A 10,823-nucleotide genomic window follows, 5' to 3' on the forward strand; every position below is an offset into this window, starting at 1 on the left:
TTTTGCTTATGATAGATCCAAAATCCATTGAAAAATTAAAAAACCAAATAGACATTGTTAATATCATCGAGCAGTATATCCCTGTTAAAAAGATGGGCTCAAGCTACAAGTGCGTCTGTCCGTTTCACGACGACAAAAACCCAAGCATGAGTATAAATCAAAACAAACAGATGTATCACTGCTTTGCCTGCAAGGCTGGCGGAGATGCGGTTAAATTTGTGATGGATTATGAAAAGCTTACCTACCCAGAGGCGATAGAAAAGATCGCTCAAATTTCAAACTTTAGCCTTGAATACACAAATGACAAAATCCCAACGCAAAAAGAAAATAAGCACATTTTAGAAAAGGTAAATGCCTTTTATAGAAGTGAGTTTTACAAAAACGAAGCAGCCATTAGATATATCAAGTCGCGCGGTATAAATGACGCGATGATCGAGAAATTTGAGCTTGGCTGGGCTGGGGATAGTAAAAGTACCATTAGGCTTTTGCAAAATGAAAACATAGAGCCAAAAGAGGCACTTGAAGTTGGCATCGTAAAGCAAAACGAGAAGGGAATTTACGCTAGTTTCATCGAGCGCATAACATTTCCTATATACTCGCATACCACAAGGCTAGTTGGTTTTGGCGGTAGGACGATCTCAGATCACCCTGCAAAATATTTAAATTCTCCCCAAAGCGGGGTATTTGATAAGTCAAAGCTGCTCTATGGCTACCACCTTGCTAGACAAAGTATCTTTGAGAAAAATCAGATAATAATCACTGAGGGCTATCTTGACGTCATCATGCTTCACTACGCTGGCTTTACAAATGCTGTTGCTGTGCTTGGCACAGCACTTACTACAAGCCACTTACCGCTTTTAAAAAGGGGCGAGATAAGCGTAGTGCTTTGCTTTGACGGTGATGGCGCTGGCATAAATGCAGCCATAAAGTCGGCTCACCTGCTAAGCATAAATAAGATAGATACAAAAGTAGTCATCATAAGTAACGGCGCAGATCCTGCTGATATGGTCTTTGCAGGCAAGATAAAGGAGCTTAATGAGCTCTTTGGCTCTGGCGAGGATGCAGTGAAATTTTATATAGAAAAGATCATGCAAAAGTATGACATCGCGCGCTCAATGCAAAGAGATAACTGCCTAAGCGAGATAAAAGCCTATATGGACGAGCTTGGAGAGGAGATAGCAAGTTCGTATGTAACAGAGGTAGCGGCAAGATTTAACCTAACTCCACAAAGCGTGGCAGATAGGTTTGGGCTAAAGCAGAAGCCAAAAAATGAATATAAATTTAAAAAAGAGTTTAGAAAAAAAGATAAAGATGAATTTAGCAACTCTGTCATGGTAGATGAGGTGCCAGCTGTGATGAACAAAGACCCACTCGAGTTTGCTCTTTTTAAAACCATGCTAAATAACCCAAACTACAGAGATGAAATACTCTCAAAGCTTGGGGCTAGATACTTTATAAAGCATCCTGAGTATCTAAATGCCATCCTTTATAGATACGACGTGAGCGATGAGGAGATGGTTAGAGAAATTTTAATGGACGAAAAGATCCATGAGATCACCGACCCAACTACTTTGCAAAAGGCTATTTTAAATATGCAAATCGCCTTTTATGAGAATGAACAGCAAATTTTAAAAGGCTCTGACAATCCAAAAAAGATAGAAATTTTAGAAAAACTGCTATTTATCATCAAAGATCTCAAGACTCAGCTTTATAAAATTTAAAAACTCACACTTTTTCAGCTTCAAATCATAAAACAAAATGTAAAATGCTTAAAGTAATAAATCTTTTTAAGATTGGCTTTATATTTTAAGGATTTATGATGATAGACGCTAAAAGATTTGAGAGAAATTTTAACGCTATAAGCGAATTTGGAGCGCTAAAAGGTGGTGGGCTAACAAGGCTAGCCTTTAGCAAAGAGGACCTCGAAGCAAGAGAATTTCTTAAGAATTTGATAGAAAAAAATGGCTTTAAACTTAAAATTGACAATGTCGGCAACATCTTCGCTATCTATGATGAGGGCTGTAAAGCGGACGCGAAGCCAGTTTGCGTGGGCTCTCACATAGATAGCGTGCCAAATGGCGGCTTTTATGATGGCACACTTGGCGTTATGGCTGGTCTTGAGGCACTAACTGCGATAAAAGAGGCTGGCATCAAGCTAAAGCGCCCGCTTTGGCTCATAAATTTTAGCTGTGAGGAGTCAAGCCGCTTTAAGACAGCGACTATCGGCAGCAAGATAATAAGCGGCAAACTAAGCCAGCAAAGGCTTCATGAGCTAAAAGATGAAGATGGAATTTCACTTTTTGAGGCGATGAGTGCGGCTGGGTTTAAACCGCAAAATTTAGATGAAGCCATCCTAAAAGAAAACTCCCTACACGCCTACCTCGAGCTTCACATCGAGCAAGGCCCAGTGCTTGAGCGAAGCGGCATAAGCGTTGGCGTGGTAAGTGGTATCGCAGCTCCAATTAGATTTGAGATTACAATACAGGGCAAAGCTGATCACAGCGGCGCAACTCCGATGAATATGCGTAGTGACGCCCTGCTTGCTGCTTCACACATCATAATCGCCGCAAATAAATTTGCTAAAAGCAAAAAAACAGCCGTCGCGACCGTTGGATACGTACATGCAAAACCAGGCGTGTTAAATGTCGTGCCAGGCGAGGCGAGGCTTGGCGTTGATCTAAGAGATATCGATAAAAAAAGCCTTGATGAGCTAAATTTAGAGCTTAGAAATTTTATAAAAGAGCTAAGCTGCGAGCTAAAATTTAGCTACGAGATAAGAGAGCTAAGTAGCGACGAGCCAGTAAAACTAAGCGAACATGCCATAAATTTACTCGAAGATGAAGCTGCAAAACTTGGCGTAGAAACGCTTACATTGCCAAGTGGCGCAGGGCATGACGCGATGAATTTAGCCAAGCTTGCAAGTAGCGTTGGCATGCTCTTTATCCCTTGCGTTGATGGTATCAGTCACAACATCGCAGAGGCGATAAATTTCAAAGATGCCGTAACAGCAACTAAAATTTTATCAAACGCACTAATAAGACTTTCAAACGAGGAGTAGTCATGGATAAAATAGCAAATTTAGCACTATCTTTAAAAGAGGATATGATCAAAGATCGCAGATACTTTCACTCGCATCCAGAAACTGGCTGGTTTACCTTTTTTACGACTGCGGTTTTGGCAAAAAGGCTTAGCGAGCTAGGATATGAGGTGAAGCTTGGCGAAGAGGTCGTAAAGAGCGATGCGAGGCTTGGCGTTGGCAGCAAAGAGCAGTGCCAAAAGGCGATCGAGCGAGCAAAAACGCTTTTAAGTCCCGAAGAGGCAAAATACCTTGAATGCATGAAAGATGGCCTAACTGGGCTAACAGCCTTCATCGACACAAAAAGACCTGGTAAATTTAGCGCTTTTAGATTTGACATCGATAGCGTAGATGTGACAGAGAGCGCAGAGGCTGCTCATAGACCTTGTAAAGAGGGCTTTGGCTCAGATATCGCTGGTATCACGCACGCTTGTGGGCACGATGGACACATGGCGATGGGTCTAGCACTTGCAAAGCTGATCGCTAAAAATTTAGACGATTTTAACGGCAAATTTAAATTTATATTTCAAACAGCAGAAGAGGGCACAAGGGGCGCCGTGGCTATGGAGGCTGCTGGCGTACTTGAGGGCATCGAGTACCTGCTTGGCGGACACATCGGCTTTCAAGCAGAAACAAATGGGGGCATAGTTTGTGGCACAAATAAATTGCTTGCAACATCTAAATTTGACGTGCATATCACTGGTCGTTCAGCTCACGCAGCAGGAGCGCCAGAGGAGGGAGCAAATGCCCTTTTAGCCGCTGCTCAAATGGCTTTAAATATGCATGGCATCACAAGGCACGCAAAGGGTGTGACTAGGATAAATGTAGGCGTTTTAAGAGCAGGTGAGGGCAGAAACGTCATAGCACCAAACGGCTATCTAGCCTGCGAAACAAGGGGTGAGGATACAAATTTAAATGAGTTTATGTATAAAAAATGTATGGATATCGTAAAAGGTGTGAGTGAAATTTACGGCGTTGAGAGCAAGGTCGTGATGACTGGGGGCACAAGCGGGGCAAATAGCGACAAAGAGGTGACTGAAATTTTCTATGAAGCAGCAAAGCAAAGTCCATTTATAGATGATGATAAGATCGTTAAAGAGCTTGACTTTGGCGCTTGCGAGGACTTCGCTCACTTTATGAGAGCTTTGCAAGATAGGGGCGCAAAGAGCGGCTATATGATGATCGGCACAAATTTAAAAGCAGGACATCACAACAGCAAATTTGACTTTGACGAGGAGTGCTTGGTCGCTGGGGTTGATATCTATCTAAGGGCTGCTTACAAACTAAACGGAGCTAAAAAATGAAAAATGCTTTACTAATCAGCGCTTCAAGCTACCAAGATACTGGCTACTTGAGACACTGCAAAAACTGGGTTAAGGACTTCTTGGGCGAGAGCGGCAAGGAGGAAATTTTATTTATCCCTTATGCTGGAGTTAGGCGAACAAATGACGAATACGAGCAAAAGGTGATCGACCGCCTAAAAAATAAAAATATAAAGTCGATCCACCACTACGAGGATAAAATTTCAGCTATCAAAAATGCCAGCAGTATCGCAGTTGGCGGTGGCAATACCTTTATGCTGCTTTACACGCTTTATAAGCTAAATTTAATTGAGCCTATAAAAGAAGCTGTGGCAAATGGCGTAAAGTACTTTGGCTGGTCAGCTGGCGCAAATATCGCTGGCAAGACGATGATGACGACAAATGATATGCCTATCATTATGCCAAAGTCCTTTGATAGCTTAAATATCTTCCCATATCAGATCAACCCGCACTTTATAAGTGGCAAACTAGCAGGTCATAACGGCGAGAGCAGGGAGGAGAGGTTGGAGGAATTTTTAATAGCAAATCCAAAAGATACTATCTATGCTTTGCCAGAGGGCACGGCTCTACTTATAAAGGGCGACGAGGCTGAGGTCATAGGACATAGTGAAATTTTAAAATTTGAGTATCAAAAAGAGATAGAAAAAATAGAAGTTGGAACTAAATTTAAAATCTAAACAAGGAGAGAGGTATGGATTCATTCAAGCTAATCGCTGCCATTCTTGGCATCGTTGCAGTTGTGGCACTTCTAGTCTTAAAAAAAGAGACAAGAACAGTGCTAATAGGTGTTGGTCTGGTGCTTTGTATAATCGCACTAAAACCGATGGGCGCACTAAGTGCTTTTACTGACTATATGACAAAAGCAGGGCTTATAAAGGCTATATGTGCCAGTATGGGTTTTGCGTTTGTTATGAAATACACAATGTGCGATAAACACCTTGTTGCGCTTCTTACAAAGCCACTTAAAAACGTGGGATTTATCTTGATCCCTGCAACAACCGTGCTAACTTACTTTATAAATATCGCTATCCCTTCAGCTGCTGGCTGCTCGGCTGCTGTTGGTGCGACACTTATACCACTTCTAATGGCTTCAGGCGTTCGCCCTGCGATGGCTGGTGCGGCTGTTTTTGCTGGTACATTTGGCTCAGTCTTAAGCCCAGGCTCTGCACACAACGTATACGTGGCTGATCTTGTTAAAAAGACAGTTGCAAACTACACAGTCCAAGACGTCATAAAAGTGCAAATTCCTAGCGCATTTACAGCTCTTGCTATCGTAGTTGTCATGCTAACTATCGTTGCAATACTTTTTAAAGACTATCAAAAAGGTACAAATTTCACTCTTGAAAATGGCGCAGCTAGCGAAGAGAAGTCAAATTTCAAAGTAAATTTAATCTACGCGCTTATGCCGCTTGTCCCACTTGTCATCTTGGTTATCGGCGGAACTAGCCTAGCAAAAGACTATAGCTTTTTGGCATGGACAAAGATGGGCGTTGCTGAGGCGATGATACTTGGTGCTATCATAGCTATCTTTGCTACTCTTACAAACCCACAAAAGATCACAAAAGAGTTCTTTAATGGCATGGGTCACGCTTACGCTGATGTTATCGGTATCATCATCGCAGCTGGCGTCTTTGTTGCAGGTCTAAAGGCGTGCGGAGCTGTTGATGTGGTCATCGCATGGTTAAAAACAGATCAAAGCTATGTTAAATTTGGCGGAACATTTGTGCCATTTATCATGGGTATAGTTACAGGCTCAGGCGACGCTGCTACATTTGCGTTTAACGAAGCTGTCACAACAAACGCTGCTGCTCTTGGCTTTGAGCAAGATAAGCTTGGTATGGCTGCAGCCATCGCTGGCTCACTTGGACGTTCAGCTTCTCCGATCGCTGGTGCTGCTATCGTTTGTGCTGGTATTGCTATGGTTAGCCCAGTCGAGCTTGCAAAAAGGACATTTACAGGCATGTTTCTCTCGGTTGTGGTTATCGCATTTTTTGTCATCTAAGGATGAAAGATGGATATCGTAGAGAGATTTATAAACTATACGAAATTTAACACCACGACAAATAAAGAGAATGGATTAAAAGGCATCATGCCTTCTAATCCAACCGAGTATGAGCTGGCTCTTTTTATAAAAGATGAGCTTAGCTCGCTTGGCATAAAAGATGTCATCTTGCAAGATAATGCCATCTTGATAGCAAAGATCCCTGCAAACTGCGAAAACGCGCCAAGTATCGCCTTTTTTGCGCACTTAGATACAAGTAGCGAGCAAAAAAACGACACAAAAGCCAAGATAGTAAAATACACAGGCGGTGACATCTGCCTAAACGAAGAGCAGGGAATTTACCTTAAATTTAGCGACAACCCAGAGCTTAAAAAATACGTTGGTGACGACATAGTCGTGACTGACGGCACTAGTTTGCTTGGCGCTGACGATAAGGCGGCGATCGCTAGTATCGTAAATATGGCTAGCTTTTTCATGCAAAATCCTAATGTGAAGCACGGCAAGATCGTGATCTGCTTCGTGCCTGATGAGGAGCAGGGCTTGCTTGGCGCAAAGGCACTTGATGCAAATTTACTTGGAGCCAACTTTGGCTATTGCTTAGACTGCTGTGAGATAGGCGAGCTAATATATGAAAACTGGAACGCGGCTGACTGCACGATGGTCTTTAAAGGCGTTTCGGCCCACCCGATGAACGCAAAGGGCAAGCTTGTAAATTCGCTACTTTTAGCGCATAAATTTATCTCGCTCTTGCCAGGCGGCGAAGTGCCAGAGTGCACCGAGGGCAAAGAGGGATACTTCTGGGTGAAAGAGCTTAGCGGAAACAGCGCAAAAACGACGCTCAAGATCGACATAAGAGAATTTGATGAGGCGAAATTTCAAAAAAGGCTTGAGTTTTTAAGTGATATGGCAAATTCTTTTAACAAAATTTATGGGCAGCGTTGTGAGATCACGCTAAAAACACGCTATGAAAACGTCTTTAAGTTCTTAAAAGACGAAAACTCACTGCCTATAAAACTAGCAAAAGATGCCTTTAGCGAGCTAAATATCACGCCAAACATAAAGCCTATGCGTGGCGGATACGACGGTGCTGCGATCTCTGCAAAGGGTGTGCCAACGCTAAATTTATTCACAGGGGGAAATAACTTTCACTCCGTCTTCGAGTACTTGCCAGTTAGCAGCCTAAAAGCCGCAAGCGAAGTCATTAAAAAAATCATAATTAACGCTGCTAAATAAACTTCATAAAAGCCTAGATTTAGTAAATTTAGGCTTTAAATTTTACTTTCAGGACAAAAATGAAGGCTTTAGCTTTGTTTAGCGGAGGGCTTGATAGCATGCTCTCTATGAAAATAATAAGCGATCAGGGTATCGAAGTGGTCGCACTTTATATGGATACTGGATTTGGCGTGGATGAGGAGAAGCACGAAGTTTTAAGGCGCCGTGCAGCCTTGGCTGGGGCCAGCCTAAAGGTGGTTGATATGAGAAACGAGTATCTTCGTGATGTGCTTTTTAACCCAAAATACGGCTACGGCAAGCAGTTTAACCCTTGTATCGACTGCCACGGATATATGTTTAAAACCGCTCTTAATATGCTAAAAAGCGAAAATGCAAATTTTATAATCACAGGTGAAGTCGTGGGTCAAAGGCCGATGAGCCAGCGCAGAGATGCACTTTTTCAGGTTAAGCGCTTAGCTGATGATGAGGATGATCTAGTGCTTCGTCCGATGTGCGCTAAGCTCTTGCCACCAACTAAGCCAGAGCGCGAGGGCTGGGTCGATAGAGAGAAGCTACTTGACATAAGCGGGCGCGATAGAAAGCCGCAACTTGCTTTGGCAAAGGAATTTGGCTTTGAGGACTTTGCAACGCCTGGAGGTGGCTGTTTGCTAACGATCGAGAGCTTTGCTGTAAAGATAAAGGACTATTTGAAATTTGATAAAGAGATGCGAGATATCGATGTTACGTGGCTAAAGCTTGGCAGGCATTTGCGCTTGCCAGAGGGTGCAAAAATGATAATAGGCCGTGACGAAAGCGACAATAACGCACTTTTGGCATATCCAAATGATAAATTTGAGCAGGTGAAATTTAAAGAGAGTGACGACATCGTGGGAGCTGTTAGCTTCATAAGCAAAAACGCTAGCATTGCCGACAAAGAGCTTGCCGCAAGGCTCGCACTAGCATATACAAGAGCTAGTAGAGAAAATGAATTTGAAGTTAGCATCGCTAATGAGAAATTTATCATCAAACCTGAAGATAAAAAGCTAGCGCAAGAGTATTTTGTAAAATAAATCCAAATTTGCAAAGGAATTTGATCTAAATTTCTTTGCAATATTCAAAATTTTCTAACAAGACCAAACCCCCAAAAATTCTAAATTCACAAAAATTCCAGTCATAAATATGTCACACTTGTACCGAAGTACAATAGCTATGTTTTATCAAAATCGCTAAATTTACGAAAAAATTTAAAAAGGGAGATACATGTCAAAGGAAATAGGTGTAGTAAAAAATGTAACGCAAGGAAGCGTAAAAACTGTAAGCCCAACAGGCGAAAGCAGAGAATTAAAAGTAGGTGACATAGTATATCAAGGAGAAAAGATAGTCACTGAATCAACTGACGCAAAAGTAGTAATAGCAAAAGCAGATGGAAAAGAGATAAGCCTAATAGGTAAAGACTCGATAAATTTAGACCAAAGCGTTAGTGAAAATTCTCAAACAACAGCAGATATAAATTCACTTCAAAAAGCAATTTTAGGCGGTCAAGACCTTAACGCTTTAGAAGAGACTGCAGCTGGTGGAAACCAAGCAGGTGGAAACGCTGGAGGTGACGGCGTAAGTCTTGGTGCTGCTAGCTTTGCACAAGGTGGTCACTACTCAAATATAAATGCGAATTTTAATAACCTCTCATCTCAAGCAAGCGCAAATGCCCCAGTTCAAACAGGCGTAGGTGGTGCAGTTACACTTGACAACCTTGCAGCTGCTATTGATGCGATATATCCAACTAGTCGTATTCCAGCTCCAACAATTACTGAAATTGTAGATCATAAATATGGCGGTAAGTTTGTGGCTGATGTAAAAGGTGATTGGACAAATGATAACGCTCCAGTGATTAAAGGAACAGCAGAGGCTGGAATGCTAGTTGAAATCTATGACAATGGCAATAAAGTAGGTGAGACTACTGCTGATAATAATGGCGAATGGGAATTTAGAACACCTGTTAATTTCTCTGAAGGTGAGCATAAATTTAATGCTGTAGCTGTAGAGGACGGAGAGAGAAGTCCTAATAGTGAGCCAGCTGAGATTAAAGTAGATACAATAGCTCCATCAGTAGAGTGGAAAGAGCTACCGCCAAACGTTATAAGAAAAGGTGTAGTTGCTATGAGTGATGGTGATCCTGAACCATCAATGAGTGGTAAGACTGAGCCAAATTCTGAAATAAATGTAAAAATAGGCAAAATAGAAGATAGTGGAACGCATACAGTTTTTGAAGGCAAGGTAAAAGCTGACGATAATGGTAACTTTACAGTAGATAAATCTACAATGGGTGATGGCTTCCCAGAGCACTTTACACCTGGCGAATACTCTTTCACAACACAGGTATTTGACCCTGCTGGTAATGAAAGTTTTACAAAATTACCTAAAAACTATACACCAAAAAATGGTGCATTCTCAATAGAGCGCATATATGATGATGAATTTAGTGATCTAACAGAAGTGCAAGGCGATTATAGTCCTGTTTATAGACCTGTTGAGGGGGATAGAAAGCCAACATTTGAGGGCACAGCAAAAGCAAATGCTGAGATAACATTAGTTGTTAAACATCATGGCTTTGACTTTATGACTAATCAAAGGACTCCAGTCGATATACAGGAAGTTTTAACAACAAGAGCTGACGAGAATGGTAGATGGAGCGTAGAGGCAAAAGTTGATTATAAAGACTCTATGCTTGACTACCACACAGTAGAGGCAAAAGCTACCAATCCATCAGGTGAGACACTTGATCTTACTCCGACTACATTCTTTATGCCAACAACCGCACCAGAAGATCACCTATAATCAATTATGCGAAGAGTTTTTCTCTTCGCTATTTCTTATTATTTAAAAAATTATTATTTGACACAAATTTAGATTTATACAAGTGGCGAAAAACCAGTAAAAGTAAGCTTAGATGAGCTATGAGTTAGAATTTCTACCAGGTGCTTTAAAAGAGTGGCAAAAGCTAGATAAAAAATTTAAAATATTTACTATTCAAATTCACAACTATGTTGCAAATCCAAAAAATTTAAAAACTATTTCCTATTAAATTTTTTATCATAAATAACATGATCTCTTTCTTTGCCTATTTAAGATACTTTATAACAACTTTATCACAATTGTGATCAGTTAGCTCTAGTAGTATCTATATTGCTGTTTTATTTAGATCTATGATGAT

At 41.3% G+C, this 10,823-nt stretch carries 9 protein-coding genes; all 9 read left to right on the forward strand.

Translation table 11 applies throughout. The annotated features are described in order from the left end of the window. The first annotated feature begins 8 nt into the window (after nt 1-8). The 9 genes from dnaG (at nt 9) to FZ945_RS10125 (ending at nt 10,694) form a co-directional block, all read left to right on the forward strand. Nucleotides 9-1,721: a DNA primase gene (gene dnaG / locus FZ945_RS04385; RefSeq protein WP_187424168.1), complete on the forward strand. Its 1,713-nt coding sequence runs from the start codon at nt 9-11 to the stop codon at nt 1,719-1,721. 98 nt (nt 1,722-1,819) lie between these two features. Then, nucleotides 1,820-3,058: a M20 family metallo-hydrolase gene (locus FZ945_RS04390; RefSeq protein WP_148802770.1), complete on the forward strand. Its 1,239-nt coding sequence runs from the start codon at nt 1,820-1,822 to the stop codon at nt 3,056-3,058. A gap of 2 nt (nt 3,059-3,060) precedes the next feature. Further along, the gene (locus FZ945_RS04395) at nt 3,061-4,380 is read left to right on the forward strand and encodes an amidohydrolase (protein WP_148802773.1); all 1,320 of its coding nucleotides are present in this window, start codon (nt 3,061-3,063) and stop codon (nt 4,378-4,380) included. Further along, entirely contained in the window at nt 4,377-5,075 is a 699-nt protein-coding gene (gene pepE / locus FZ945_RS04400; protein ID WP_148802775.1) for a dipeptidase PepE, read from the forward strand. The genes FZ945_RS04395 and pepE overlap by 4 nt, the downstream gene beginning before the upstream one ends. Nucleotides 5,076-5,089: 14 nt before the next feature. Then, nucleotides 5,090-6,400 carry a C4-dicarboxylate transporter DcuC gene (gene dcuC / locus FZ945_RS04405; RefSeq protein WP_148802778.1) on the forward strand — a complete coding sequence of 437 codons (1,311 nt, stop codon included), beginning with the start codon at nt 5,090-5,092 and terminating at the stop codon, nt 6,398-6,400. Nucleotides 6,401-6,409: 9 nt separating this feature from the next. After that, entirely contained in the window at nt 6,410-7,633 is a 1,224-nt protein-coding gene (pepT, locus tag FZ945_RS04410) for a peptidase T (protein ID WP_148802781.1), read from the forward strand. Between the two features lie 59 nt (nt 7,634-7,692). Further along, nucleotides 7,693-8,682: an argininosuccinate synthase domain-containing protein gene (locus FZ945_RS04415; RefSeq protein WP_148802784.1), complete on the forward strand. Its 990-nt coding sequence runs from the start codon at nt 7,693-7,695 to the stop codon at nt 8,680-8,682. A gap of 190 nt (nt 8,683-8,872) precedes the next feature. Continuing rightward, nucleotides 8,873-10,447, forward strand: a complete 1,575-nt coding sequence (locus tag FZ945_RS04420) for a retention module-containing protein (RefSeq protein ID WP_148802787.1) — start codon at nt 8,873-8,875, stop codon at nt 10,445-10,447. Nucleotides 10,448-10,559: 112 nt separating this feature from the next. Further along, the gene (locus FZ945_RS10125; protein ID WP_262367155.1) at nt 10,560-10,694 is read left to right on the forward strand and encodes a type II toxin-antitoxin system RelE family toxin; all 135 of its coding nucleotides are present in this window, start codon (nt 10,560-10,562) and stop codon (nt 10,692-10,694) included. The last annotated feature ends 129 nt before the right edge of the window (nt 10,695-10,823 follow it).

The organism is Campylobacter concisus, assembly GCF_902460535.1.
Taxonomy (GTDB): domain Bacteria; phylum Campylobacterota; class Campylobacteria; order Campylobacterales; family Campylobacteraceae; genus Campylobacter_A; species Campylobacter_A concisus_AS.

Bases quoted from the DNA above. Each gene is read 5' to 3' on its own strand.
- FZ945_RS04420 (WP_148802787.1), top strand. From the start codon at position 8,873: ATGTCAAAGGAAATAGGTGTAGTAAAAAATGTAACGCAAGGAAGCGTA.
- pepT (WP_148802781.1), top strand. From the start codon at position 6,410: ATGGATATCGTAGAGAGATTTATAAACTATACGAAATTTAACACCACG.
- FZ945_RS04415 (WP_148802784.1), top strand. From the start codon at position 7,693: ATGAAGGCTTTAGCTTTGTTTAGCGGAGGGCTTGATAGCATGCTCTCT.
- dnaG (WP_187424168.1), top strand. From the start codon at position 9: ATGATAGATCCAAAATCCATTGAAAAATTAAAAAACCAAATAGACATT.
- FZ945_RS04395 (WP_148802773.1), top strand. From the start codon at position 3,061: ATGGATAAAATAGCAAATTTAGCACTATCTTTAAAAGAGGATATGATC.
- pepE (WP_148802775.1), top strand. From the start codon at position 4,377: ATGAAAAATGCTTTACTAATCAGCGCTTCAAGCTACCAAGATACTGGC.
- FZ945_RS04390 (WP_148802770.1), top strand. From the start codon at position 1,820: ATGATAGACGCTAAAAGATTTGAGAGAAATTTTAACGCTATAAGCGAA.
- FZ945_RS10125 (WP_262367155.1), top strand. From the start codon at position 10,560: ATGAGCTATGAGTTAGAATTTCTACCAGGTGCTTTAAAAGAGTGGCAA.
- dcuC (WP_148802778.1), top strand. From the start codon at position 5,090: ATGGATTCATTCAAGCTAATCGCTGCCATTCTTGGCATCGTTGCAGTT.